We start from the raw sequence: 25060 nt of genomic DNA, 5'->3' as shown, positions 1-25060 counted from the left end.
GGTCGTTGGGATGTTTCTTCGGCCTGGCCGGTATCAGCCCACGCGAGAGGGCAGCCAGGTGACGATGCCGGGGAACAGCGCGCACAGCCCGATCACGCCCAGGATGATGAGCACGAAGGGCACGACGCCGCGATAGATGTGCATGGTGGTCACGCCCTTGGGCGCGACGCCCTTCAGATAGAACAGGGCATAGCCGACCGGCGGCGTGAGGAACGAGGTCTGAAGGCAGACCGCGATCATCATCACGAACCACAGCTTGTCGAAACCGAGGGCGGCGGCGATCGGCAGGAAGATCGGGAAGCAGATCATGATCACGCCGAGCCAGTCGAGGAACATGCCGGCGACGAACACCGCGAACATCAGCAGGGCGAAGGTGCCCCAGCGGCCGATCTCCAGCCCGGTGAAGAAGGACTGCACCACCCCCATGCCACCGCCGGCCACGAAGATGCCGGTGAAGGCAGTGGCGCCGATCGCCACGAACATGACCATGGCGGTGGTGATGCCGGTCTCGATCACCGCCGTGCGCAGCATCGCCCACGAGAAGCGGCGATAGGCCAGGATGATCAGGAAGGCGATGGCGGCACCGATCGAGGCCGCCTCGGTGACGGTCGCGATGCCGGTGAAGATGGAGCCCAGCACCCCCAGGATCAGCGCGAGGGTGGGGGCCACCTCTTTCAGCAGCATCAGCAGCAGGGCGCCGGTAGACGTCTGCGCGCGTTCCTCGGCGGTGACCGGGGGGCCGTATTGCGGCTTCATCCAGCACAGGATGCCGGTATAGAGCGCATAGCACACCGCGAGCAGGAGGCCCGGCACCAGTGCCGCCGCGAACAGCTTGCCCACCGACAGCTGGGCATAGCCGCCCATCACCACCAGCATGATGCTGGGCGGGATCAGAATGCCCAGGCTGCCGCCGGCGGCGATGGCACCGGTGCTGGTTTCCTTGCGATAGCCATAGGCGATCATCGCCGGCAGGGCCAGCACACCCATCACGGCGAGCGAGGCGCCGACCATGCCGGTGGTGGCGGCGAGCAGCACCGAAATGATGATCACCGCAAAATTCAGCCCGCCCGGCACCGGGCCGAACAGCAGGCGCAGCGTGTGGAACAGCCGGTCGGTGATGCCGCTGTCGCTGAGCAGCCGGGCCATGAACACGAAGATCGGGATCGCGACCATGACGTAATTGTCGGCCAGGCCCCAGACCCGGTTGATGACGATGCCGAAGGCGGGAATGCCGGGGCCGAGCATCGCGAAAATCACCGACAACCCGCCCAGCACGAAGGCGAGCGGATGGCCCAGCAGCAGCCCGACCAGAAGCCCTGCAAACATCAGAAGGGTGAAGAGTTCGGGGGAGAGATGCATGGCCTCACGCCCCCTTCAGCCGGGCGGCACCGCCGGCGAGCACCCGCAGGAACTCCGCCACGCCCTGGATCAGCAGCAGCAGATTGCCGGCGAAGAACAGGGTCTTGACGGGATAAACCGGCAGCGCCGCCACGCCGGGCGAGGTTTCCAGAATGGCCCAGGAGGCCAGCATGAAATCCCAGCTCCACAACACCATCACGATGGCGAAGGGGAAAAAGAAGGCCAGCCACGAGACGGCATCCATCGCAAGCCCGGTGCGCGGCCCCGCCCGCTCTCGCAGGATGTCGACGCCGACATGGCCGCCGCGCAGCAGGGTGAAGCCGCCGAGCAGCAGGAAATGGGCGGCGTAGAACTGCACCGTGGCATCGAAGGCCCAGAGGGTCGCCCGCCCGGCGAACAGGCGCAGCGCCACATCCATGATGGTCACCACCACCATCACCGGCACCAGCCAGACCACGACCCGGGCGACGGCCGTGTTCAGCAGATCGGCCAGGCGAAGCAGGCCCCCACCCGGCGCCCCGGGCGTGCCGGGCGATACGGCCCCGGCCGGTGCGCGCACCTCGCCCGTCATGCCGGCACCGCCCTGATGGCGGGGCCCGCGACATCCATCGACATGGGCTTCCTCCCGTTCGGTTCCGCCCGGTCTGGTTCCGTCGCCGGGCTTGCCCCGGTTTCCGCTCCGCCCCGTTCCGGCCCCGCTGCCGCGCCCCGACGACACGGGATGACGCAAACGGAAACCATATCGGCAGAAATGAAAACCCGTGGGTTTTCCATCCGTAATATCTGGTTACCCCTGAGTCAAGCGGCGGGTCCGCAGGCTGGCCCTGTGACCGGCGGTTTTGTCATTCTGTGGTCATGGATCTCTGGTGATCTGCGGCCACGGCGGCGCATGGCCCGCACGCCGCCCCGGAATGAAAGGATCATGCCGATGGACAGCACCGATGCCACCGATCCCGGCAACCAGCCCGACCGGCCCCGCCTGACCGTCGGCCCGGTCCTGGATGCCGAACTGCCGGCGCTGGTGGCGCTCTGGCAGGCCTGCAATCTGGTGATGCCCTATAACGACCCGCTGGACGACATCGCCTTCGCCCGCGGCCGCTCCCATTCCGAGGTGCTGGTCGGGCGGCTGGACGGCCGGCCGGTCGCCTCGGTCATGGCCGGCCATGACGGCCACCGCGGCTGGCTCTATTACGTCGCCGTCGACCCCGCCTGCCGCCACCAGGGCCTGGGCGCCGACATCGTCACCGCCGGCGAAGACTGGCTGCGCCGCCACGGCGTGCGCAAGGTACTGCTGATGATCCGCGAGACGAATACGGCGGTGAAGGCGTTTTATGAAAAGGTGGGGTATAACGCGGTGCCGCGGGTGGTGATGGAGAGGTGGTTGTGAGGGGGGCCAGACCGGTCGGTCCAGACTGCTTAGATAGGTAACAGTTCAGCCCGCTGACATGGGTAACAGGCACGATGTGAAAGCTCATCGGTCAGCACATTGGGGAAAATGGGGGCAAAATCTCAGGCGATCGGCAAATCGCGCGGCGGGCAGACAACCAAAGTCCACCTCCTGACGGATACTCTTGGACGACCTCATACGCTCGTGCTCACGCCTGGAAATGCGTCCGACATGACAGGAGCGGATCTGCTGCTGTCCAGGATGCGGAAAACTCGTTACCTCATCGCGGACAAGGGCTATGACGCCGACAGGCTCCGCGCGTCCCTGCGCGACCGCGGTACCGTTCCGGTGATCCCGGGGAGGACCAACCGAAAACGGAAGGTGGCGTACGACCGGAAGCGTTATCGCAATCGCCATCTCGTTGAGAACGCTTTCTGTCGCCTCAAGGACTTCAGGCGTGTCGCGACCCGCTATGACAAGCTCGCCGCCAATTTCCTGTCAGCCGTCGCCCTTGCGGCCATCATCGCGTTCTGGGTGTGATTGAGTCTGGAGCCTAATACCAATCTGCAATAATCAGACTCCATGAGCCTGAGAGCCCGTCCGGAAGGTTATTGAATCCGGTGAATCCGTTGTGATTCTCTGCCGCGCCAGAGGAAACGGGAGCGGACAGAATGTGGACGACGGAAGTCCGCCGGGTTTATGAACGGCCTGGCCTGAGATATCCGAGCGACCTGACGGATGAAGAATGGTCGCTTGTCGAGCCGCTGATCCCGCCTGCGAAGCGGGGTGGTCGACAGCGCACGGTCGATGTCCGCGAAGTTCTCAACGATGTATTCTATGTGCTGATGACCGGCTGCCAATGGCGGGCTCTGCCCAAGGATCTGCCGCCCCGGAGTACGGTGCATGAGTATCTGGGTCTGTGGGAATGGGATGGCACGCTGGCGCGCATCCACCATGCCCTGTTCGTGGATGTTGGCGAGTTGGCCGGGAAAGAGGCCGGAGCGAGCGCGGCAATCATCGACAGCCAGAGCGTCAAAAGCGCGGAAAAAGGGGGGCGCGGATCGATCCGTCGGGCTATGACGCGGGCAAAAAGGTCAAAGGCAAGAAGCGGCATATCGTCGTCGACACGCTCGGCATGATGCTGGAAGCGTAGATCCAGCCTGCCGACATCCAGGATCGGGACGGTGCGTTGCCGGTGCTGAAAGAGGTCCGCCGCCTGTTCCCGTTCATCGAGCGCATCGTCGCCGATGGTGGCTATCAGGGGGCCGCCACGGCTGCCGCCGTACGTGAACTCGGCGTCTGGCACCTGGAAATCGTCAAGCGTTCCGATACCGCCAAGGGCTTTCAGGTCCTGCCCAAACGCTGGATCGTCGAACGGGCCTTCGGATGGCTCGGCCGCTGCCGCAGGCTGGCCAAGGACTTCGAGAACCTCTCACGGATGGCTCTGGCATTCCTCCGCCTCGCCATGATCCGGATCATGATGCGCAGAATCACAAGGAGCCGGAAATCATAGATAAACTCCCGGGCGGGCTCTCAGATGAATTGACAATTGATATGAATATCGCCACCAATAATAATGCCATACAAATATGAAGTCGATATGGCCCATAATCTCTGGTGATCATACGATTAGTCCTTGATCATAAATTTCTTCACAATCACCAACAGGAACCCCACGACTCCACCGATTACAGCCCCTGCAGTGATGGAGACGAGCGCCTGCTGCCATTCGGGCCTGCCAAGATCAGCCAGATGGTCAAGGATGATGCTGCCGCCGAAAACGGCGCAGGTGGCGGGGAGCCCGATCATGCAGACGCGCAGTGCCGCCTCGGCTGTGCCGGGTTTCATCCGCTTTGCTCCAGATGGTTATCAGACATTCGCCGCCCTTTTTTGATAATGAGAATCATTATCAACTAAGGAGCACCTCGTCAACCTCCGGGGGCTTTTGTTGCGACTTCAGATCCTGAGGGGTGATGTCTCGCCCATCCAAAAGGGAAGATAGCGTGTTGGCTTGGCGCGCAGATAACCGGTCATCTGGCGCCGGTTTTGCTCCGATGCGCACGGATCTCAAATCATGCTGCGGCCCGCCCCGCTCTCCCCATAGCCCCCCACCCCGCCCCCTGCTAGAGTGCCAGCCCCATCCCGCACGCCTGCCCCGGAGCCGTCCCGATGTCCGCCCCCTCCCCCCGTTCTCCGGCGCCGGCCGGCCGTGGCAAGCCGCGGGTGTCGCCCTTCTCGCCTGCGGCGCCGGTGCAGCCGTTGTGGAAGCCCTATCTGGCGTTTCTGGTGCCGATGATCGGCAGCAATCTGCTGCAGGCGGCCTCGGGCAGTCTCAACAACATCTATGTCGGGCAGATGCTGGGCGTGTCGGCGCTGGCGGCGGTGACGTCGTATTTTCCGCTGATGTTCTTCATGATCTCGCTGATCATCGGGTTGGGTGCCGGCGCGGCGGTGTTGATCGGGCAGGCCTTCGGTGCCGGCCAGACCGGGCAGATCAAGGCGATCGCGGCCACGACGCTGAGCGTGGTGGCCGCGGCGGGTGTGCTGGTGGCGGTTTTCGGGGGCAGCGCCACCACCTCCATCCTGGGGCTGCTCGGCACGCCGCCCGATGTGCTGCCGCAGGCGGTGGCCTATGCGCGGATCATGCTGATCGCCACACCGGGCATCTTCATCTATCTGCTCGCAACCTCGATGCTGCGCGGCGTGGGGGATACGGTCACACCGCTCTTCACGCTGGGCCTCGCCACGCTGATCGGCATGGTGCTCACCCCGGCGCTGATCCGCGGCTGGGCGGGGCTGCCGCAGATGGGGGTCACCGCACCCGCCTGGGCCTCGATCATCTCGATGACCATCGCCACCACCTGGATGGTGATCCATCTGCGCCGCCGCAACCACCCGCTGGCACCGGACGGGGTGTTCCTGCGCGCGCTGGGCTTCAACCGCACCCTGCTCGCCAAGGTGCTGCGCATCGGCCTGCCCACCGGCATCATGCTGGTGCTGATCTCGCTTTCCGAAATCCTGATCCTGTCGCTGGTCAATCCCTTCGGGTCCGACGCCACCGCCTCTTACGGCGCCATCACCCAGATCGTGAACTATGTCCAGTTCCCGGCGATCTCGATCGGCATCACCGCCTCGATTTTCGGCGCCCAGGCGATCGGCGCCGGGCGGATCGACCGGCTGTCGGAAATCCTGCGCACCGCGCTCGCCTTCAATCTGGTGCTGACCGGCAGCCTGGTGGTGCTGGTCTATGCGTTCTCAGGGCCCCTGCTCGGCCTGTTCCTGGCCGATCCGGCCGTGGTCGCGGAGGCCCGCACCCTGTTGCACATTGTGGTCTGGGCGCTGGTGATCTATGGCATGGGCATGGCGACCTCCAGCCTGATGCGGGCCAGCGGCATGGTGCTGCTGCCGACCGTGGTCTCCGCCACGGCCATTCTCGCCATCGGCCTGCCGGTCGGCTGGGCGCTGTCGGCGCGGATCGGCATCGAGGGGGTGTGGATGTCATATCCGGTCGCCTTCTGCCTGCTGGCGGCGGGGCAGTCGGCGCTCTATCACCTGGTGTGGAAGAAGCGGCCGATCCGGCGGCTGGTCTGACGGGCGGGAAAGCCTTGCCCCGGCATGGCCGCTGACCTAACATCCCGCCCCATGAGCATCATGGCCGCCAGACCCAGCGCGAACCTGTTTCCAGCCTGAACCCATCGTTCGAGGCTGTCGTACCGTCATGCCCTGAGCATGACGGAACCACAGGACGACGCACAGCGGAATGCTCGATCAATGACCACACCCTTTCTGACCAATGCCTTCGACAGCCCGTATAAGGGCCGCGAAATCCGCGACCAGATCACCAACCCCAACATCATCGCCGGCCGGTTCAGCTATTATTCCGGCTGGTATCACGGCCATGGTTTCGACCACTGTGCCCGCTATCTGATGCCCGACCGCGATGATGTCGACCGGCTGATCATCGGCTCGTTCTGCTCCATCGGCACCGGCGCCGCCTTCATCATGGCCGGCAATCAGGGCCATCGCGCCGACTGGATCTCCACCTTCCCCTTCTTCTGGTGGACGGAGGAACCCGCCTTTGCCGGGGCGGAGAACGGCTACCGGCCGGCAGGGGATACGGTGGTCGGCAGCGATGTCTGGATCGGCGCGGAAGCGGTGATCATGCCGGGCATCACCATCGGCCATGGCGCCGTGATCGCCACCCGCGCGGTGGTGACCCGCGACGTCGCCCCCTACACCATCGTCGCCGGCAATCCGGCCCGGCCGGTGCGGCAGCGCTTCGACGACGATGCCGTCGCCATGCTGCTTGAGATGGCGTGGTGGGACTGGCCGCTGGACGAGATCCGGCAGGCCATGCCGCTGCTGTGCTCGGGCGATGTGGCGGGGCTGTACGGCTTGTGGCGAAACGCACGCCGGGCGTGACCGCAAGCTGTCCGGCCGTTGATCCGGCCGGGCAGCGCCCCATGTCCAGCCCCATGATCAGACACGCCCTGTCCCGCCGCCGGCTGCTGGCCGGCGGCCTCGCCACAGCCGCCCTGACCGCCCTCGCCCCGCATGCGGGGCTGGCGCAGGCGCCGGCGCTCGCCCGTCTGCTCGACGATGCCCGGCGCTTCACGGGGCTGCACGCGCTGATCGTGGCGCGGGCGGGCGAGGTGCTGGCCGAACGGATCTATCGCGGCCCGCCGGCCACGCGGCCCGTGAACGTCAAATCGCTGTCGAAAAGCATCATCGCCCTGCTGACCGGCATCGCGATCGATCGCGGCGTGCTGACCGGCACCGACCGGAGAGTGGCGGAGCTGCTGCCGGACAGCCTGCCGGACGATCCCGATCCCCGGCTGAACCGGCTGACGATCGGCCATCTGCTGTCGATGCAGGCCGGGCTGGAACGGACCTCCGGCCCCTATTACGGCGCCTGGGTCGAAAGCCGGAACTGGGTGCGCACGGCACTCGCCCGCCCCTTCGTGGCGGAACCCGGCGGGCGGATGCTCTATTCCACCGGCAATTCGCATCTCTTGTCGGCGATCCTGACCCGCACCAGCGGCAAGAGCACGCTGGCGCTGGCCCGCGACTGGCTGGGGGATCCGCTCGACATCACCATCCCGCCCTGGACCCGCGACCCGCAGGGCATCTATATGGGCGGCAACCAGATGGCGCTGTCGCCCCGCGCCCTGCTTGCGATCGGCGACATGCTCCGGCGGGGCGGTGTTGCGGCAGACGGAACACGGGTGGTGTCGGAGGGCTGGATCCGCGAGATGTGGACGCCCCGTACCAGATCGCCCTTCACCGGCGATTCCTATGGCTATGGCTGGTTCCTGCGCGAGACGGGTGGCCGGCCGGCGGTCTATGGCTGGGGCTATGGCGGCCAGCTGCTCTATCTGGTGCCGGGCATCGACCTGGTGGTCGTGATCACCTCGGATCCCGATACGCCGTCGGGGCGCACCGGCTATGTCGACGAGTTGCACGGGCTGGTGGCGCAGATCATCGCCACCACCATGTGAAACATCGCAGACCGGTCTTGACGTGATCACCCACACGGGCGCAGGCTTACCGGCTGGGGGGAGACAACCAATCACCTGAGCACCGCCGGCCGGCCGATGCAGCGTCATGCAGGGACGGATCGCGGTTTTTCTGTCCGGCTCCTGACGGAATGTCGTCAGGAGGTGACCGCTATCATGTCGTTCCACGTCCAACCGATGTGACCATGCCACGAAACCGACCGCTGCCCGGACCGACCGCCATGCCAGATGCTCCGCTGATGTCCCGCCTGTCGAACCTGGCCGCGCCGCTGGTCCTCGACTGGATCGACGCCGTGAACGAGGATGATTTCGACACGCTGCGCCAGCTGTTCACCGATAATGCCGAGGTTGTCAGGGGCGACCGGCAGATCCGGGGCCGGCCGTCGATCGGCGCCTGGGCGGCGCATGAGATTTTCGCCATGCGCCTGCGCCTCACACCGGTCGACTGGCAGGAGACCGGGGCGGAGGTCGCGGTCAGAGTGGCGGTGGCGGGCGATTTCGACCCGGCCGGCCTGCCCGACCCGGTGATCATCCTGCTGCGCTTCACCCTGGTGGCCGACGGCATCAGCAGGCTGGTAGTGGCACCGGTCGCCGCACCGCCATCCGGCACCGCCGGGTTCTGACCTCCGGAGACGAGATTGCGCCGCTTCCTGCCCAGCCTCTCTGCCCTCCACGCCTTCGATGCGGCGGTGCGCTATCTGAGCTTCACCAAGGCGGCCGAAGATCTGTGCGTCACCCAGAGCGGCATCAGCCGCCAGATCCGCAATCTGGAAGAGTTTCTGGGCGTCACCCTGTTCGAACGCGCCGGCCCGCGAATCATCCTGACCGCCGCCGGCCGCGCCTATTACGACGAGATTTCGCATCTGCTGGACCGGATGGAAGAAGTCTCCATCGATGCCGTGCGTGGCCGGACCACCGAGGATTTTCTGCGCATCGGCATGTCGCCGACGCTTGCCCGGCGCTGGGCCCTGCCGGTGCTGAAACATTTCGCCCGCGCCGAGCCCGAAATCCTGTTCGAGGTGGTCGCCTGCCCCAACACCCAGGATCCGACGGATTTCGACGCCAATCTGTTCTTCCTGCGCGGGGTCGGCAACTGGGCCGCCTGCCGCAGCCATCTGCTGTTCGAGGAAGACCTGGTGGTGGTCGGCGCCCCGGCCCTGCTGCCGGATCAGGGCTTCCTGCCCGAAGAGGATCTGCGGCGGATCACCCTGATTCAGAACGTGTCGCGGCCCAGCCTCTGGATGCACTGGCTGCGGGCGGCGGACATCCCCTTCACCGGCCCGATCCTGGGGCCGCGCTTTTCGGTCACCGACATGATCATCGAGGCGGCGATCAGCGGCATGGGGCTGGCGGTGGTGCCGGAAAGCTATGTTCTGGCTGAACTGGCCGACGGCCGGCTGAAACCGGCCTTCGCCCAGCGCTGCTCGTCGGGCGAAGGCTTTTACATGTGCTGCCCCGAAGCCTTCATGAGCCAGAACGGCGTCGCCGCCTTCCGCCGCTGGTTCCTGGCCGAGGCGCGGCGGCGGAACCTGCTGCCCGCGCCGCGCCCCACCGCCCGAGATGATCCGGCCGCGTGATCACACGCACCGCAGGGATGCGCCGGCCTCAGCGATAGCCGTGATCGACGCTGTCCAGCGCCATCGGATCCTCGCCGCGCTTGCGCAGCCAGGAATAGACCGGCGGCACCCGCTCCGCCAGGGATTCGATCCTGAGGTCGATGAAGCACGGGCCGGCCTTCCAGGCGAAGGCCTGGGCCAGCGCCTCGTCGAGTTCGGCCCCCGTGCGCGCCGTCCAGGCCTTCAGTCCGAAGGCCTCGGCGATCGCCTGGCCCTCCGGCGGCAGGAAATCGACGCCGAAGCACTGGTTGTGGCCCTTCAACCGGTGCAGGCCCTTGATCCAGCCATAGGTGCCGTTGTTGAACAGGATCAGGATCGCCGGCACCTGAAGGCGGACCAGGGTTTCAAGCTCGCCCACGCTCATGCCGAACGAGCCGTCGCCGAACAGGCCGATCGGCCGCTTGGCGGGATCGGCCGCCCAGGCACCCACCGTCGCCGGCAGGGCCGAACCCAGCCCGCCGAAGGCGCGCGGGATGGCAAAGCGGGTCTCGCGGTCGTTGATCTTCAGAAACCGGGTCATATAGGGCGTCGGCGTGCCGGCATCGGAATAGATCAGCGCCGGCCTGCCCGAAGCTTCCAGCGCACGATTGAAGGCATGCACCGCCCGTTCGGGCCGCAGCGGCACCCGCTCGTCGGTCAGAAGCGGCGCCGCAGCCTTCCAGAAATGCGCGCGATCGGCGTTCAGTTCGTCCACCCAGCCGCCGCGCCGGGCGGGTCTGGTGTCGGTCCCGATCTGCAACAGGCGCTGAAAGACCAGTTTCGCATCCCCCTGCACCGAGAGCAGGTTCTCGTAATTATTGGCCATCACCTCGGGCGAGATGTCGATCTGGACCAGCCGGCGGTTCAGCGTCACCTGCGGGAAGGTCCAGCCGATGGTGACCACCGATCCGATGCGCGAGCCCACGAAGATCGCGAGGTCGGATTTCTCCAGCGCCAGATTGGCATGGGGATGATAGCCGTTGTCGCCGATCACCCCGATGGCCAGGCGATGATCGTCGGGGATCGAGCCCTGGCCGGTCATCGTGGTGCAGATCGGGATATCGTGGCACTCGGCGAAGCTGGTGATCACATCGCCCGCATCGGCACGGTTGACGCCGCCGCCGGCGATGATCAGCGGCCGTTCGGCGCGGGCGATCAGCTCCAGCAGCCGGGTCAGCTTGGCCTCGGGCGGCAGGGTCGGATAGGCCGGGAAGGTCCGGCATTCCTCTTCGACATGGAGCGAAATCCGGGCCGGATCGACCTCGGCCAGCAGCATGTCCTCGGGGATCTGGAGATGCACGGCACCGGGCTTGCCCGAACAGGCGGCGCGGAAGGCCCGGCGGATGATTTCGGGCAGCTTTTCCGGCGATTTCACCTGCACCGACAGCTTGGTCACCGGCTCGAACAGCTTTGCGCAGTCCAGCTCGGTCAGCACGCCGCGGCCCTCGCCGGGCAGCGGGATGTCGATGGTCAGCAGGATCACCGGCACCGACGACCCGTTGCTCTCGGCGACCGGCGGCAACGAATACATCGCCCCGGCACCCGAGGGGCATTCGAACACGCCGGGACGGTTGGTGAAGCGGCCATAGGCATCGGCCATGAAGCCGGCGGAACGTTCGTCGCGCGCCATCACATGGCGGATCTCGTCGGCGCGCAGTTGCAGCGCCTCGTAGAACGGCACATTGGTGTCGCCGGGCACGCCGAAGATGGTGTCGACGCCGTAACCGATCAGCATCTCGACCAGAATGTCTGCACCACGCATCGTCGATCCTTTCAGAACGGGGTCATCCGAAGACCGGTCACCACCGGAAGCGCGCCGCAGCGAACGGCTCGGGCGGCAGGGGGGGCGTGGATCCCGTGACCAGGGCGGCGACCAGCGCCGCGCTTTTGGGGCCGGCCGCCAGGCCGACATGGCCATGGCCGAAGGCGTAGAAGACATCGGGGCTGCGACGGGCGGCCGAAATCACCGGCAGCCCGTCGGGGGTGGAGGGCCGGTTGCCCATCCAGCGGCGCACCGGCAGATCGCGGGCAAGCCCCGGCCAGGTGGCGTAGAGGTGGCGCAGCAGGATCTCGGCCCGGCGCCAGTCGGGCGGCGCCCCGGGCCCCGCCAGCTCCACCTGCCCCGCCGCACGCAGCCCTTCGCGGGTCACCGTATTGGCCATCTTGCCGTCGCTCGGCATCACCGGCAGATGCGGCCCGCCCAGGGCACCGCCGGTCAGCTGGACGTGATAGCCGCGCTCGGCCTCCAGCGGGATGCGATCACCCGCCGCGGCGGCCAGGCGGGCCGAGGCCATGCCCGCCGCCACCACCGCCCGGTTGCAGGCGATCGGCCCATGATCGGTCTCGACTGCCCGCAGGCGGTCGCCCTCGAAGGCGAAACCGGTGGCCTGCGCCGTCACCCGGCGCACGCCCAGGCGCGCAGCATGCGCCGCCAGCGCCGCGACATAGGCGCCGGGATCCGCGCAGTTCGCCGCCGCCGGCACATGCACGCCGAAACCATAGGCCGGCGACAGCGCCGGCTCGAAGGCACGCAGGGCGGCGGCATCCAGCTCGCGCCACACCACCCCGGCCGCACGCCGCAGGCGCCAGGACAGGGCCTCGACCGCGAAGCCGGCGCGATCGGGATAGACATAGAGCACGCCGCGCCGCTCGATCAGCCCGGGCACGCCTGCCGCCTCGGCCAGGGCGGCATGGCGGTCCGGCGCGTCGTGCAGCAGGCCGGACAGGATGGCGGCGGTGCGCTCCACCCGGGCCGTGGTCATGCCGGCGGCCAGAAACCGCAGCAGCCAGGGGGTGAGCCGCGGCAGATGCCGCCAGCGGATCGTCAGCGGCCCGTCGCGATCCAGCAGATAGCCCGGCACCTTGCGCCAGAGGCCCGGCACCGACATGGGGATGATCGAGGCCGGGGTGATGAAGGCGCCATTGCCATAGCTCGCCGCCTGTTCGCCGCCGGGCTCGTCCGGGTCGACCAGGGTGACGGCCAGGCCGGCCTGGCGAAGGGCCAGCGCCGCGCACACGCCGACGATGCCGGCGCCGATGACGACGGCCTGCGTCTCGTTCGTCTTGGACATCTCTGCTTCCTGGGGGCGCCGCCGCGGAGCCGTCGTCAGGCCCGCAGCGGCGGCATGTCAGGCTTCGGCGAGGATGCGGGCATTGCCGCGCACCGACTGTTCCGTCACCTCGATGCCGAGGCCGGGGCCGGTGGGGACGATCACCCTGCCATCGCGGTTGGGAACCCGCTCCAGCAGCACATCCTCGGTCAGCACGTGATGGGGCATATAGAATTCGCAGCCGAGCGACATGCCCGGCGTCGCGGCGATGAACTGGGTGCCGGCCGCAAGGGCGATGCCGCCCTCCCAGAGCGTGCCGCCATAGCCCGGCAGATGCAGCGCGTCGGCAACCGCCATCAGCGCCTGCGCCTTCAGGATGCCGCCGGCCTTCATCAGCTTGACCGAGACGGCATCGGCCGCACCCAGCCGGGCGATCTCCAGCAGATCGCGGGCATCGAAACAGCTTTCATCGGCCAGGATCGGCGTATCCAGGGCCGCGGCGAAGGATGCCATCGCCGCCAGGCAGTCGCGCGGCACCGGCTGCTCGATGAAGGTGGGCCGGAACCGGTCGACATCGCGCAGGATGGTGATGGCCCCGAAAGGATCGAGCGCCTGATTGTAGTCGAGCCGAAGGTCGACCGTCTCTCCGAAGGCGTCGCGGATCGCCTCCAGATGCGCCATGTCTTCGGCATGGGGCTTGACCCCGGTCTTGACCTTGAAGATCCGGTTGCCGGCCGGAACCATGGCCTGCATGCGGGCGAAATCGGCAGCGAAATCGGGATCGGCGATCGAGAAGGAGAGCGGGATCTCGTCCCGCACCCGGCCGCCGAGCAGGTCGGCGACCGAAAGCCCCGACCGCTTGCCCAGAATGTCGAACAGCGCCGTCTCGATCGCGAGCTTGGCCTCGCCATGGCCGACCAGCGCCTTGTCCATCGCCCGGGTCAGCTCGCGGATGCGGTTGACCGGCGCGCCGATCACCAGCGGCCGCAGATAAACGTCGATCGCGGCGAAGGCCCCTTCGGCCGTACCGGTGAACACCTCCCAGGGGGCGGCCTCGCCCCAGCCGATAAGGCCCGAGGTGGAGGTCGCCTCGACCAGGACGCGCTTGACCGTGCCCTTGACGTTGCCGACGCCCTGCAGGCGGGCCATCGCGATCGGGCTTTCGATCAGGAAGACGCGCAGTCTTTCTATGCGCTCCATGGCTTGGTCCTAGATGGCTTTGTGGAAATGGCTGAGGAACTGACGGGTCGCCTCCTGGCGGGGGGCGCCGATCACCTGAGCGGCGGGGCCGTCTTCGACCACCACCCCGTCGCGCATGAACACCACCCGGTCGGAGACCTCGCGCGCGAAGGCGATCTCGTGCGTCACGATCACCATGGTCATGCCGTCGGCGGCAAGTTTCAGGATCGTCGCCAGCACCTCGCCCACCAGTTCGGGATCGAGTGCCGAGGTCGCCTCGTCGAAGAGCATCACCTCGGGCTCCATGGCGAGCGCCCGGGCGATCGCCACCCGCTGCTTCTGGCCGCCCGACAGCGTGTCGGGCATCTGCCCGGCCCGGTCGGCCAGGCCCACTTTTTCAAGCTGGGCCAGCGCCATCTCCCGCGCCTCGGCCTTGGACCGGCGCCGCACCTGGACCGGGGCCTCCATCACGTTCTGGAGCACGGTCATATGCGGGAAGAGGTTGAAGTTCTGGAACACCATGCCGGTGCGTGCCCGGAAGCCCGCCAGCTCGCGTTGCGACGGCAGCGGCGCACCGCTGCCAAACACGAAACGGGCATCGCCGACGCGGATGCTGCCGCGATCGGGCGTCACCAGCAGGTTCATGCAGCGAAGCAGGGTGGACTTGCCCGAGCCCGACGGCCCGATCAGCGAGACCACGCCGCCGGCGGGGACCGTGAAGCCGATATCGCGCAGCACGGCGAGCGATCCGAAGGATTTCTGCAGGCCGGCGATCTCGATCTTGGTCTCTTGCGGCCTGGTTTCGGCGGCGGTCATGACCGGCCCCCCAGCCTGCGCTCCCGATGGCGGACGAACAGCGTCAGCGGGAACAGGATGACGAAATAGGCGACCGCGATCGCGGTATAGGTCTCAAGCGGCCGGAAGCTGTCATGGGCGGCCATCTGGCCCTGATAGACCAGATCGGGCACCGCCAGCACCGAGACCAGCGAGGTGTTCTTGAACTGCAGGATCGACTGGTTCATCAGCGCCGGGATCATGCGCCGAAGCGCCTGGGGCAGGATGATCCGCCGCATGGTCTGCGCCGGCGTCATGCCCAGCGCCGCCCCCGCCTCGCTTTGGCCGGGATCGATCGAGACGATGCCGCCGCGGATGATCTCGGCATAGAAGGCACCGCCATAGCAGGACAGCGCGATCAGCGCCGCGCTGGTGGCACTGAGTTCGATACCCGCCAGGATCGGCAGGGCGTAATAGCACCAGATCAGCTGCACCAGGATCGGCGTGCAGCGGAAAACCTCGATGAAGGCGAGGCTGGCCAGGCGCAGCGGCGCGAAACGGCAGAGCAGCCCCAGCGCACCGACCAGCCCGACCCCAAGGCCACCGGCCACGATGGCGACGGTGAACGAGACCGTCACCCACAGCCCGTCGAGGAAGAGCCAGCGATAGCCCCACAACAGGCCGAAATCCCACTCGTACATCCGGATCTCCCGGTCCAGGGTGGCAGCGGATCCGCGGCGGCGACAGCCGGCCCCGCCGCGGATCCGGGGAGATCAGACGTCGAAACCGGGCGGGAAGTCGGACTGTTTCACGCCCACCAGCTGCATGTTGCGGATGATCGCGTCCTTGATGAAGCCGCTCGCACGGTTGGCCTTGATCCAGCCGTCGACGAACTGCCGCCAGGATTGGTCGTCCTCGCGCCGGAAACCGGCATTGGAGGTGGTGTAGTCGGCGGGCGTCGGAATGATCAGCTTGCCGATCTTCGGGTTCTTGGCCCGAAGCGACAGGCCCAGCACCAGCACCAGGCATTGCGCATCCGCGCGACCCGATTGCAGGGCGGCGGTGGCGTCGCTCTGGTTCTTCAGGCGCACAACCGTTGCATTGGGCGCATGGCGCGTCACCGCTGCATCATGCGACGAGCCGGCATCGACCGCGATCCGGATCTCCGGCTTGTTCACATCCTCCCAGCTGGTCGCCTCCAGCCCGTCTTTCGCGACCAGCGAAAAGGCGTTGTTGAACACCGGCACCGAGAAGTCGATGACCTTCTGCCGCTCGGGCGTCGGGTTCAGGCCGAAGAAGACATCGACCTTGTCGGCCTGAAGATCCAGCACCGAATTGCCCCAGGTCGTCTCCAGCACCGACAGTTCAAGACGGAGATCGTCGGCCAGCTTCTTGCAGATATCGATATAGAAGCCCTGCCAGCTGCCGTCGGTCAGACTCTTCTTGTAATAGGGGGCACCATCCGGCACACCGCCGATGCGCAGAACCCCCGAATTCTTCACCCGCTGGAAGGAACCATCGGCCGCAAAGGCCCGCCCCATCCCGATCGACAGCCCTGCCGCAGCCGAGACCATGCCCGCGCCGAGGAAGGTGTTGAACCGCCTGCGATTCATCATATCCCGCATGTCTCCTGACCTTCATTTTTATTTGTAGGTCGAGTATGGGATCATCCAGCCGGCATCACAACGCATGAATATTGGGCATTGCATGACGAAAAGTCATGCTACCAGCCGGGCAGGACAGCATTCGCACGCATGACGCAGAGGTTGAGGGAGTGGCTGCCGCGGTTCAGGCGTCCGAAGCGCGTTCGCCGGTAAAGCCTCCGAAGCTGAAACGTTGCGCAGCGGTCATCCAGACAGCCAGACCGGACCAGACATCCGGGTGCCGCTCCAGCATGGTTTTGAGCGGAAAGACGAGGTCCGGGGCCCGGGCCCCGACGGCCTCCAGCAGGGCCTGACCATCAGGCGCCTGCCGCACCAGGACCGGCACAGCCGTAAAACCGACCGGATCAGCCGCCGCCAGCGCCAGAGCGGCAGCGAGCGGCCGATAGCCGCCCGCCGCCACCCTGCCGGCATCTGCGGCATCCAGACTGGCCCGCACCAGCCGGTAGCTGTTCACCAGCCGCAACAGCCGGCGGGGCGAGCTTGCCGCCAGCGGCGCGATCTCGGCCAGCCAGTCGATTTCAGCCCGGGTGAGGGTCAGCGGCGCCAGGGAAATGTCATCCTCCGGAAGGTCATCGACCGGAGCCGACCCATCGTCGTCATCGTGAGCATCCGGATCGGAACGGAGCCCGTCATTGACGGATGGTGCGGGCGGTGCGGGCGGAATGGCCGCCATCGGCACCGACGCCGGCCGTTCCAGATCCGCCGCAAGCCTGCGGCGCACGAAGTCCGAGGCCGCGTCCCCCCTCACCTGCACCGGCCAGACCGGCAGCTGGAAGATCTTCTCCAGATAGTCGATCGCCGCCGCCTGCCCCTCGCGGTCCAGCAGATCGGGATAGACCTTGACCAGGGCGCCCTTCAGCCAGCGCTGATCCACCGCCACGATCACCACGAAGAGCGAGAAGGCGAGCAGCAGATGCACCGCCTGGAGCACGTCGACCACCTTTTCGGGCGGGCAGCGGTCCAGGTCGTCGATATAGAGGATGATGCGGGTGAAGGCCGGATCGGGGGAGCGGCCGAGATCCGGTTGCAGACTGGCCTTCTCATCCTCGGTGAGACGTTGCCCCGGCCCGTCGAGGAAGGCCCGGAGCCGGGCCTCATAGGCCTGTTTTTCTTCCGCGAAGCGCCGCAGCTCTTCAGCGCTTGCCTGCACGTTCATCAGGGCCGAGAGGTCGGCGAAGTCGCGGCGGATGGTGCCGATCAGGCCCTGGCGGCTGCGATAGACCCCATCGGCCGCCGCCTTGTCGTGGAGAAAGGCCCTGAGCCGCGCGGCCGCCGTCTGGTCATGGAAGGCACGCGCCGCCTCGGCCTGCTGGCGCAGTGCCAGGTGCAGGTCTTCCGTGGCCTGCGCCACCCGGGTTTCTGCCTCGGCGACCCGGCGCCGCGCGGCTTCCGCAGCCGCATCCCCGGCCGTCGGCGGAAGCGAGACCTCCCATCCGGCACGGAAGCGCTCGGCCGCTCTGGTGAGCGCGTCACGCGCGGTCAGCACCTGCCGCATGGCGCGGGAGGCCCGGGCCGCGACCGTCGTCACCCCCACCACCGCCACCAGCAGCCCGTCATGCAGCGGCCGCAGCCAGTCTGCGGCGGCGCCCAGCACGATCGGCAGCAGGAAGGCGATCGCGAGCGCGCCCCCCAGCACCAGCCACTGGTCCGGCCGGGCCAGCTGGCGCAGCAGGCCCGCCATCGGCGGCAGGGTTTCCTTCAGCTCCTGAAATGCCTGACGCGGTTCCTGCCAGCGATCGACGATGGTCTCAAGCGGCTCGCCGAAAGCGCTCTCGACCGCAGCGCCGACCTCCTTGCCCGAGGCCGCCCTGCGGATGCCTTCGGCGGCGGCGATGATCTGCGGCCGGAGCGCCTGACGCAGCTGCTGCCGTTCCGCGCGAAGCCCTTCTTCAGCCGCGATCCGCGCCCTCTCTGCCTCGTCGACGGCCTGACGGTGCACCACCAGTGCGCCGGCCGCCTCCAGGGTCAGCCGGCGCGCAGTGGCCAGCCGCCCGAGGAGATCCGGCTGCGTGCCTTCCGCAGAGCCCCGCCCCTGCGCCGCCAGGTCTTCGAAGATGCAGCCGGCGAGGCTGGCCCAGAGATCGGTGTCGACATAATGCCAGGCATTGAACCGGATCTGGGCGATCCGGTGATGAAAGCCGGCAGGTTTCGCTGCGGTCAGCTCCGTCACCCGATCATGGACCTGGCGCAGGAAATGGCTCTTGCCCGACCCCCAGGCCCCGAAGACGCCGACCGCCAGCGGCGGGGTGAAACTCTCTGAGGCTGCCAGCCGCGCGAGCGCCGCAGCGACGGCGTCGTCTCCCACGCGATGCTCGGCGGCGAGACCCCAGCCGTCGTCGTTGGCGAGGCGGGGCACGGCGTCCCGTGGGATGGCGCCAGCCGGCACTGCGTCCGGCAGCATATCGGCCGTCTCGGAGATTTCAGGCTCTGACGCCTCCGGAGGCAGCTCATTGCCGAGGGCCTCGTCCCGCACCAGGGCTTGCAGGCGTTCTGCAGCTGCAGGATGGCCACGGGCAGACAACAACCCCATCCATATCCGGAGGTCCTCGCCCGGCTCCCTCGCCTCAAAAACCCGTTCGGCACAGCGTGTCACCCAGACGGCGAGATCGTCCGCCCCCCTGGTCAGCTGCAGTATCCGCCCGAGTTCGGCCTGCACATCCTTGTCGGGCGCCGTCAGAATCGCCATCAGCAGATGGCGGGCGCCGATATAGGCGTCTTTTCCGCCCGTCCTCCTGCGAATGTCGACGGCATCTTCGAGGGCCGCGAGCAGGCCGGCAGAAAGTGACAGATCGGAGATCGCGACGGGTCTCGCGGCGACCCCCGTCAGCCAGGCAACGATCCTGTTCCCCGCGCCGGCGATGGCCGCCAGCCAGTCATTGTCGTGCCGGGCGGCGCTGGACAGATAGCTGGCGATATCGGCGACCGGCTGTTGCGTTTCGAACGGCGACGGTGCCATGCCGTCCAGATGCGCTCTCAGGTTCTTCGACAACCGGAACCTGCGCGCCTTCAGAAGCGCCCCAACGGTCATGGACGGGGCTGGTGCCACCGATTCGCCAGGGTCGTCCATGCCGCCTCCACCATGAGGTGATCACCCGAAGATCACCTCATGGTAACCGGTTCTTCCCCGGCAGGCATCCGCCGTTCAACCGGCAGGGGGTATCACACCCCCTGCAACACCTCCGCGGCCTCGTCATCCGCCTGGATGAACCCGCCCGACTGGCGACGCCAGAGCCGGGCATAGAGGCCGCCGGCGGCGATCAGCTGGTCATGGGTGCCCTGTTCGACGATGCGGCCCTGATCCATCACCACCAGCCGGTCCATGGCGGCGATGGTCGACAGGCGATGGGCGATGGCGATGACGGTCTTGCCCTCCATCAGCCGGTCCAGATTGGCCTGGATCGCGGCCTCGACCTCGGAATCGAGCGCCGCCGTCGCCTCGTCGAGGATCAGGATCGGTGCATCCTTGAGCATGGCGCGGGCGATGGCGACCCGCTGGCGCTGACCGCCCGAAAGCTTTACCCCGCGCTCGCCGACATGGGCGTCATAACCGCGGCGGCCATGGCTGTCGGCCAGGGTGGCGATGAAATCATCGGCCTCGGCCCGGCGGGCGGCGCGGATCATCTCCTCATCCGTGGCATCGGGCCGGCCATAGACGATGTTGTCGCGCACCGAGCGATGCAGCAGCGAGGTATCCTGCGTCACCACGCCGATCGCGGCGCGCAGCGAATCCTGGGTGACGCCGGCGATATCGGTGCCGTCGATGGTGATCCGGCCCTGTTCGACGTCGTAGAAGCGCAGCAGCAGGTTCACCACCGTCGACTTACCGGCACCGGACCGGCCGATCAGCCCGATCTTCTCGCCCGGCTTCACCACCAGGTCGAAATCGCGCACCACCGGCCGGCGGCCGCCATAGTTGAAGCCGACATGATCGAAGCGGATCGCACCCGTCACCGGGCCGAGCGCGCGGGCGTCCGGCCGGTCGGCAACCTCGTAGGGCAGCGAGATCGAATTCATGCCGTCCTGGACGGTGCCGATATTCTCGAACAGCCCGGCCATTTCCCACATGATCCACTGCGACATGCCCATCAGGCGCAGCGTGAACGACACCGCCACCGCAATCTCGCCCACGCTGACCGCCTGCACCGTCCACAGCCAGATGCCCAGCGCCGCGACCGAGGCGATCAGCATATAGTTCAGACACAGATTGCCGACCTGGACCACGGTCGACATCCGCATCTGCAGATGCACGGTCTTGAGGAAGCTTTCCATGGCGTCGCGGGCATAGTCGTCCTCGCGCCGGGCATGGGAGAAGAGCTTGACGGTGGCGATGTTGGTATAGCTGTCGACGATCCGCCCGGTCATCTCGGAACGGGCGTCGGCCTGGGCCTGGGAGACCGCGCGCATGCGCGGGATGAACCAGCGCAGCAAAGCGGCATAGAGCACGATCCAGGCAAGGAAGGGCAGCATCAGCCGCCAGTCGGCCGAGGCGGCGACGATCAGCGCGCCGGTCATATAGACCAGCACGTAATTGCCCATGTCGAGCAGCTTGATCACCGTCTCGCGCACCGCAAGCGCGGTCTGCATCAGCTTGGTGGCGACCCGGCCGGCGAATTCGTCCTGGAAATAGCTCATCGACTGGCGCACCAGATAGCGGTGCAGGCTCCAGCGGATGCGCATCGGGAAATTGCCGAGCAGGGTCTGGTGAATGATCAGCGAATTGCCGAGCGCGATCGCCGGCATCACCACCAGCACCAGCACCGCCATGCCGGCGAGCTTCCAGCCCTCGGCCGCGAACAGCCCTTCGGGCGTGTTGGCCTGAAGCAGATCGACCAGCGAGCCCATGAACGAGAACAGCGCCACCTCGGCGAGCGCGATGGCGGTGGAGAGCAGCGCCATCGCGATCAACCAGGGTTCCGCCCCCCGGGAGTAATAGCGGCAGAAGGCGACCAGCCCGCGCGGCGGCTGGCCGGGCGGGGCCGGCGGATACGGATCGAGCCGGGACTCGAACCAGCGCATGATCCGGCTGGCCGGAGACCGGCCGTTCAGACGGCTGGTATCGATCGGAGACATCAGAGGCGGGTCCTGTTCACGCGGGGGGACGAAAGCAAGCCCCCACATATATGACCGCGGATGCCCCGCGACCAGAGCCCCTGAGCCTAACCCACCCCGTTCCATCCGGCGGTGAGGGCGGTCACGACCGCCTTGAGCCGCATGTCGAACACGCCGGGGTCGTCGAGCGCGCGGGCCAGGACCAGAGCGCCCTGAATGTCGGCGACCGCCGCGACCGCGCGGGCGCGGGCCACGGTGGGGGAGAGCCCGAAGGTGACCAGCGCCGCGCCGAGTGCCTCGATCCAGGCGCGGAAATAGCCGGCCACCGCCGCAGCGAAACGATCGCGCACGCCATCCAGGGCAAAGGCGCCCACCAGGCAGATCCGCCGCCCGCCCTGGAAATATCCCGCGGCCGCGGCCGCCATCTCGTGGATCGCCGTCCGCACCAGATAGGGTGCGGCGGATGCGGCGGCCACTTCCAGAGGCCGGAAGATCTCGTCCCGGAACCAGCGGTCGATATCGGCCAGCACGGCCGCCGCCATCTCTTCCTTGCCGCCGGGGAAGAAGTTGTACAGGCTGCCGCGGCCAAGGCCGGTGGCGGCGCCGATCACCTGCAGGCTGGCGCCCTCATAGCCATGGGCGCGGAAGACCTCGCCCAGAATCGGGATGATGTCGCTGCGTTCCCTGACCAGCCGTGCCATGGCGCCGGGCCGCCTCCCCTCTTTCGATCCCTTACAATCCCAGCTCGCTGAGGCCCGGATGATCATCCGGCCGCCGCCCCGAAGGCCAGTGGAATTTGCGATCGGCCGCGGCGATCGGCAGATCGTTGATGCTGGCGATCCGGCGTTTCATCAGCCCGTCCTCGTCGAATTCCCAGTTCTCGTTGCCACAGGACCGGAACCAGTTGCCGCTGTCGTCATGCCATTCATAGGCGAAGCGCACCGCGATCCGGTCCCCCGCCGTCGCCCAGAGTTCCTTGATCAGCCGGTAGTCGTGCTCCCGTGCCCATTTCCCGGTCAGGAAGGCCACGATTTCGGCCCGGCCGCGCAGGAAACTCGCCCGGTTGCGCCACACGCAGTCGGGCGTATAGGCGCCGGCGACCCGCTCGGGATCGCGGCTGTTCCAGCCGTCTTCGGCGGCGCGCACCTTCAGGGCGGCGGTTTCGGCGGTGAAGGGCGGCACGGGCGGGCGCATGGGCGGTCTCCGATGATTTGTACCGTTCAGTCCAATCTGTATCGAACAGTACAAACATGCCGTCACGAGTCAAGCCTGACGCAGGCCACGCCAACCGCTATGATGCGCAGCCGAGCCATGCAGGGCATGCAAGCCCTGATGCTGCAAACGCTGATACTGATGTTCTGGACATCACCTTTGAAGGTATTAACATGATGATTGCCAGTCCGGACCGGAGGACCCCTTGATCACGGCGGCCCAGATGCGCGCAGCCCGCGCCCTGCTCGGCATCGACCAGCGCCAGCTGGCCGAACTTGCCGGCGTCTCGCTTCCCACCATCCAGCGGATGGAGGCAAGCGAGGGAACGGTGCGCGGGGTGGTCGACACCCTGACCAAGGTGATCGAAGCTTTCGACCGGGCGGGCGTGGAATTGATCGGCGACGGGGCGCAGAGCCTCGGTCAGGGCCGCGGCGTGCGCCTGAAAGAGGCACCGCCCGGCCGCTGACCATCTGCACCCGCCACCGGCCCCGATCGTGCACGTCCTGATCGTGCAAGGCTCGATCACGCAAAGGGATCCGGAACGGATGGCCGCCTCAGCCCAGGGCCCGCGCCTGGCGGAGCTTTTCACCCCCAAACTCGTCACCGTGCTGCGCGAAGGCTATGGCCTGGGCGCGCTGCGCGCCGATGCGATCGCCGGCCTGACGGTCGCCATCGTCGCCCTGCCGCTGTCGATGGCCATCGCCATCGCCTCGGGCGTCGGGCCCGAACGCGGCCTCTACACCGCGATCATCGGCGGCTTCCTGGTCTCCGCCCTCGGCGGCAGCCGCTTCCAGATCGGCGGGCCGGCCGGCGCCTTCATCGTGCTGGTGGCGTCCACCGTCGCCGCCCATGGCGTCGACGGGCTGATCCTGGCAACGATGCTCTCAGGGCTGATCCTGCTTGCGATCGGAGCACTCCGGCTCGGCACCTTCATCAAATACATCCCCTATCCGGTGACGGTGGGCTTCACCGCCGGCATCGCGGTGATCATCTTCTCAAGCCAGATCAAGGATCTGGCCGGGCTGGAGCTGGCCGGGCCGGAACCGGCCGCGATCCTGCCCAAGCTTCGCGCGCTGGCCGATGCCGCAGGCACCGCCAGCCCGGCGGCGATCGCGCTGGCCCTGGCCGCCATCCTGATCATCCAGGGTACGAAGCGCTTCGCCCCGCGCCTGCCGGGCATGCTGATCGCGGTGGTCGGCACCGCCCTGGTCGCCGCCCTCGCCGGCCTGCCGGTAGAGACGATCGGCAGCCGTTTCGGCGGCATCCCCTCGATGCTGCCCGCCCCCGCCCTGCCGGCGCTCTCGGTGGAGAAGGTCATGGCCGTGCTGCCGGCAGCACTCTCTTTCGCGCTGCTGGGCTCGATCGAAAGCCTGCTCTCGGCAGTGGTCGCCGATGCCATGACCGGCCGGCGCCACCGGTCGAACTGCGAACTGGTCGCCCAGGGTGTGGCCAACATCGCCTCGGCGCTGTTCGGCGGCATCTGTGTCACCGGCACCATCGCCCGCACGGCGACCAATGTCCGCTCGGGCGCGCGGGGGCCGGTCTCGGGCATGCTCCATGCCCTGTTCCTGCTGGGCTTCATGGTGATCGCGGCACCGCTTGCGGCCTATATCCCGCTCGCGGCGCTGGCCGGCGTGCTGGCGGTGGTGTCGTGGAACATGATCGAGCGCCATGCGATCGGCATCCTGCTCCGCGCCTCACGCGGGGATGCCGCCGTGCTGACCGTCACCTTCCTGCTGACGGTGTTCGAAGACCTGACCGCCGGCATCGTCGCCGGCTTCTCGCTGGGCGCGCTGATCTTCCTGCACCGCATGGCCGGCACGGTGGCGGTGGAAACCGGCGTGCCGCTGATCGAGCCCGACCGCGCCGACAGCGACCGCCCGGAAACCGGCGGCCGCACCGCCTGGCGCCCGGCGGAGGGCGACGAGCGCGCGGTGGCGGTGCTGCGCATCTCCGGCGCCTTCTTCTTCGGCGCCGCGGCGACCGTGGGCGCCACGCTCGACAATGTCGGCGCCGCGGCCCCCAAAGCCTATGTGCTGGACATGAGCGCGGTGCCCCTGCTCGATTCCACCGGCGCCGCCACCATCGACGGTTTCCGCCGCAAGGCCGATCGCCAGGGCGCCACCTTGTGGATCGCAGCCGCCCGCCCGGCGGTGCGCCACATGCTCCACCGCCACGGGCTGATCCCGCCCGCGGTCCATTTCCGCGGCGATACAGGCACGGCGGTTGCGGCGGCGCGGCAGGCGCTGACGGCCGGATAGCGACGCGACACGCC

General features: G+C 67.4%; 21 protein-coding genes and 2 pseudogenes. 10 read left to right on the top strand and 13 right to left on the bottom strand.

The window, feature by feature from the left end:
• Nucleotides 1-33: 33 nt before the first annotated feature.
• Together P7L68_RS00305 and P7L68_RS00300 are read right to left on the bottom strand one after the other, a co-directional pair.
• Complete coding sequence (locus tag P7L68_RS00305) at nucleotides 34-1359, bottom strand: TRAP transporter large permease subunit (RefSeq protein WP_371999006.1); 1326 nt, start codon at nucleotides 1357-1359, stop codon at nucleotides 34-36.
• A gap of 4 nt (nucleotides 1360-1363) precedes the next feature.
• The gene (locus P7L68_RS00300; RefSeq protein WP_371999005.1) at nucleotides 1364-1930 is read right to left on the bottom strand and encodes a TRAP transporter small permease subunit; all 567 of its coding nucleotides are present in this window, start codon (nucleotides 1928-1930) and stop codon (nucleotides 1364-1366) included.
• A gap of 357 nt (nucleotides 1931-2287) precedes the next feature.
• On the opposite strand from P7L68_RS00300, the gene P7L68_RS00295 reads away from it, so the two are divergent.
• From P7L68_RS00295 to P7L68_RS00285, 3 genes and pseudogenes are all read left to right on the top strand, one after another.
• Nucleotides 2288-2746 (top strand): GNAT family acetyltransferase, encoded by a 459-nt coding sequence (locus tag P7L68_RS00295; protein WP_371999004.1) that lies wholly within the window; start codon nucleotides 2288-2290, stop codon nucleotides 2744-2746.
• Between the two features lie 76 nt (nucleotides 2747-2822).
• Nucleotides 2823-3286 (top strand): annotated as a pseudogene (locus P7L68_RS00290) (IS5 family transposase); the annotation flags it as partial.
• 131 nt (nucleotides 3287-3417) lie between these two features.
• Nucleotides 3418-4259, top strand: a pseudogene (locus tag P7L68_RS00285) (IS5 family transposase).
• 116 nt (nucleotides 4260-4375) lie between these two features.
• Here the strand turns inward: P7L68_RS00285 and P7L68_RS00280 are convergent.
• Entirely contained in the window at nucleotides 4376-4594 is a 219-nt protein-coding gene (locus P7L68_RS00280; RefSeq protein WP_041607300.1) for a hypothetical protein, read from the bottom strand.
• A 321-nt stretch (nucleotides 4595-4915) separates the two neighbouring features.
• Between P7L68_RS00280 and P7L68_RS00275 the strand changes: the two genes are divergently transcribed.
• The 5 genes from P7L68_RS00275 to P7L68_RS00255 all read left to right on the top strand — a co-directional run bounded on the left by P7L68_RS00275 (nucleotide 4916) and on the right by P7L68_RS00255 (nucleotide 9839).
• Nucleotides 4916-6337, top strand: a complete 1422-nt coding sequence (locus tag P7L68_RS00275; RefSeq protein ID WP_371999003.1) for an MATE family efflux transporter — start codon at nucleotides 4916-4918, stop codon at nucleotides 6335-6337.
• Between the two features lie 195 nt (nucleotides 6338-6532).
• Nucleotides 6533-7168, top strand: coding sequence for a type B chloramphenicol O-acetyltransferase (catB, locus tag P7L68_RS00270; protein WP_371999249.1), 636 nt, complete (start codon nucleotides 6533-6535; stop codon nucleotides 7166-7168).
• Between the two features lie 41 nt (nucleotides 7169-7209).
• A complete protein-coding gene (locus tag P7L68_RS00265) occupies nucleotides 7210-8244 on the top strand; it encodes a serine hydrolase domain-containing protein (RefSeq protein ID WP_371999002.1) in 1035 nt (344 codons plus the stop codon).
• Nucleotides 8245-8483: 239 nt separating this feature from the next.
• On the top strand, nucleotides 8484-8885 hold the full coding sequence (locus P7L68_RS00260) for a nuclear transport factor 2 family protein (protein ID WP_371999001.1): 402 nt from the start codon (nucleotides 8484-8486) through the stop codon (nucleotides 8883-8885).
• A 15-nt stretch (nucleotides 8886-8900) separates the two neighbouring features.
• The gene (locus P7L68_RS00255; RefSeq protein WP_371999000.1) at nucleotides 8901-9839 is read left to right on the top strand and encodes a LysR substrate-binding domain-containing protein; all 939 of its coding nucleotides are present in this window, start codon (nucleotides 8901-8903) and stop codon (nucleotides 9837-9839) included.
• 28 nt (nucleotides 9840-9867) lie between these two features.
• Here the strand turns inward: P7L68_RS00255 and P7L68_RS00250 are convergent, their stop codons facing one another.
• From P7L68_RS00250 to P7L68_RS00205, 10 genes are all read right to left on the bottom strand, one after another.
• Nucleotides 9868-11619 (bottom strand): thiamine pyrophosphate-binding protein, encoded by a 1752-nt coding sequence (locus tag P7L68_RS00250; RefSeq protein ID WP_371998999.1) that lies wholly within the window; start codon nucleotides 11617-11619, stop codon nucleotides 9868-9870.
• A 37-nt stretch (nucleotides 11620-11656) separates the two neighbouring features.
• On the bottom strand, nucleotides 11657-12928 hold the full coding sequence (locus P7L68_RS00245) for an NAD(P)/FAD-dependent oxidoreductase (RefSeq protein WP_371998998.1): 1272 nt from the start codon (nucleotides 12926-12928) through the stop codon (nucleotides 11657-11659).
• Between the two features lie 57 nt (nucleotides 12929-12985).
• Complete coding sequence (locus tag P7L68_RS00240; RefSeq protein WP_371998997.1) at nucleotides 12986-14107, bottom strand: enolase C-terminal domain-like protein; 1122 nt, start codon at nucleotides 14105-14107, stop codon at nucleotides 12986-12988.
• Nucleotides 14108-14116: 9 nt separating this feature from the next.
• Nucleotides 14117-14902 (bottom strand): amino acid ABC transporter ATP-binding protein, encoded by a 786-nt coding sequence (locus tag P7L68_RS00235; protein ID WP_371998996.1) that lies wholly within the window; start codon nucleotides 14900-14902, stop codon nucleotides 14117-14119.
• The gene (locus P7L68_RS00230; RefSeq protein ID WP_371998995.1) at nucleotides 14899-15561 is read right to left on the bottom strand and encodes an amino acid ABC transporter permease; all 663 of its coding nucleotides are present in this window, start codon (nucleotides 15559-15561) and stop codon (nucleotides 14899-14901) included. Before P7L68_RS00230 ends, P7L68_RS00235 begins: the two co-directional genes overlap by 4 nt.
• A 72-nt stretch (nucleotides 15562-15633) precedes the next feature.
• Nucleotides 15634-16476, bottom strand: coding sequence for a transporter substrate-binding domain-containing protein (locus P7L68_RS00225; protein WP_371998994.1), 843 nt, complete (start codon nucleotides 16474-16476; stop codon nucleotides 15634-15636).
• Between the two features lie 172 nt (nucleotides 16477-16648).
• Complete coding sequence (locus P7L68_RS00220; RefSeq protein ID WP_371998993.1) at nucleotides 16649-19591, bottom strand: P-loop NTPase fold protein; 2943 nt, start codon at nucleotides 19589-19591, stop codon at nucleotides 16649-16651.
• Nucleotides 19592-19683: 92 nt separating this feature from the next.
• Complete coding sequence (locus tag P7L68_RS00215) at nucleotides 19684-21594, bottom strand: ABC transporter ATP-binding protein (protein ID WP_371998992.1); 1911 nt, start codon at nucleotides 21592-21594, stop codon at nucleotides 19684-19686.
• An 86-nt stretch (nucleotides 21595-21680) separates the two neighbouring features.
• Nucleotides 21681-22274 carry a TetR/AcrR family transcriptional regulator gene (locus tag P7L68_RS00210; protein ID WP_371998991.1) on the bottom strand — a complete coding sequence of 198 codons (594 nt, stop codon included), beginning with the start codon at nucleotides 22272-22274 and terminating at the stop codon, nucleotides 21681-21683.
• A gap of 31 nt (nucleotides 22275-22305) precedes the next feature.
• Nucleotides 22306-22767, bottom strand: a complete 462-nt coding sequence (locus tag P7L68_RS00205; protein WP_371998990.1) for a DUF1348 family protein — start codon at nucleotides 22765-22767, stop codon at nucleotides 22306-22308.
• Nucleotides 22768-22990: 223 nt separating this feature from the next.
• Here P7L68_RS00205 and P7L68_RS00200 point away from each other — a divergent pair, with 223 nt between their 5' ends.
• The gene (locus P7L68_RS00200; RefSeq protein WP_014752794.1) at nucleotides 22991-23251 is read left to right on the top strand and encodes a helix-turn-helix domain-containing protein; all 261 of its coding nucleotides are present in this window, start codon (nucleotides 22991-22993) and stop codon (nucleotides 23249-23251) included.
• A gap of 79 nt (nucleotides 23252-23330) precedes the next feature.
• Nucleotides 23331-25046, top strand: a complete 1716-nt coding sequence (locus P7L68_RS00195) for a SulP family inorganic anion transporter (RefSeq protein ID WP_371998989.1) — start codon at nucleotides 23331-23333, stop codon at nucleotides 25044-25046.
• Nucleotides 25047-25060: the final 14 nt, after the last annotated feature.

The sequence above is a fragment of the Tistrella mobilis genome (assembly GCF_041468085.1).
GTDB lineage: Bacteria > Pseudomonadota > Alphaproteobacteria > Tistrellales > Tistrellaceae > Tistrella > Tistrella mobilis_A.
Note: the sequence above shows the minus strand (reverse complement) of the source record. Positions and strands in the feature narration are given on the sequence as shown.

Coding starts and splice junctions, on each gene's coding strand:
- P7L68_RS00305 (WP_371999006.1), bottom strand. CDS start 1,359: ATGCATCTCTCCCCCGAACTCTTCACCCTTCTGATGTTTGCAGGGCTT.
- P7L68_RS00300 (WP_371999005.1), bottom strand. CDS start 1,930: ATGACGGGCGAGGTGCGCGCACCGGCCGGGGCCGTATCGCCCGGCACG.
- P7L68_RS00295 (WP_371999004.1), top strand. CDS start 2,288: ATGGACAGCACCGATGCCACCGATCCCGGCAACCAGCCCGACCGGCCC.
- P7L68_RS00280 (WP_041607300.1), bottom strand. CDS start 4,594: ATGAAACCCGGCACAGCCGAGGCGGCACTGCGCGTCTGCATGATCGGG.
- P7L68_RS00275 (WP_371999003.1), top strand. CDS start 4,916: ATGTCCGCCCCCTCCCCCCGTTCTCCGGCGCCGGCCGGCCGTGGCAAG.
- P7L68_RS00265 (WP_371999002.1), top strand. CDS start 7,210: ATGTCCAGCCCCATGATCAGACACGCCCTGTCCCGCCGCCGGCTGCTG.
- P7L68_RS00260 (WP_371999001.1), top strand. CDS start 8,484: ATGCCAGATGCTCCGCTGATGTCCCGCCTGTCGAACCTGGCCGCGCCG.
- P7L68_RS00250 (WP_371998999.1), bottom strand. CDS start 11,619: ATGCGTGGTGCAGACATTCTGGTCGAGATGCTGATCGGTTACGGCGTC.
- P7L68_RS00245 (WP_371998998.1), bottom strand. CDS start 12,928: ATGTCCAAGACGAACGAGACGCAGGCCGTCGTCATCGGCGCCGGCATC.
- P7L68_RS00240 (WP_371998997.1), bottom strand. CDS start 14,107: ATGGAGCGCATAGAAAGACTGCGCGTCTTCCTGATCGAAAGCCCGATC.
- P7L68_RS00235 (WP_371998996.1), bottom strand. CDS start 14,902: ATGACCGCCGCCGAAACCAGGCCGCAAGAGACCAAGATCGAGATCGCC.
- P7L68_RS00230 (WP_371998995.1), bottom strand. CDS start 15,561: ATGTACGAGTGGGATTTCGGCCTGTTGTGGGGCTATCGCTGGCTCTTC.
- P7L68_RS00225 (WP_371998994.1), bottom strand. CDS start 16,476: ATGATGAATCGCAGGCGGTTCAACACCTTCCTCGGCGCGGGCATGGTC.
- P7L68_RS00220 (WP_371998993.1), bottom strand. CDS start 19,591: ATGGACGACCCTGGCGAATCGGTGGCACCAGCCCCGTCCATGACCGTT.
- P7L68_RS00215 (WP_371998992.1), bottom strand. CDS start 21,594: ATGTCTCCGATCGATACCAGCCGTCTGAACGGCCGGTCTCCGGCCAGC.
- P7L68_RS00210 (WP_371998991.1), bottom strand. CDS start 22,274: ATGGCACGGCTGGTCAGGGAACGCAGCGACATCATCCCGATTCTGGGC.
- P7L68_RS00205 (WP_371998990.1), bottom strand. CDS start 22,767: ATGCGCCCGCCCGTGCCGCCCTTCACCGCCGAAACCGCCGCCCTGAAG.
- P7L68_RS00195 (WP_371998989.1), top strand. CDS start 23,331: ATGGCCGCCTCAGCCCAGGGCCCGCGCCTGGCGGAGCTTTTCACCCCC.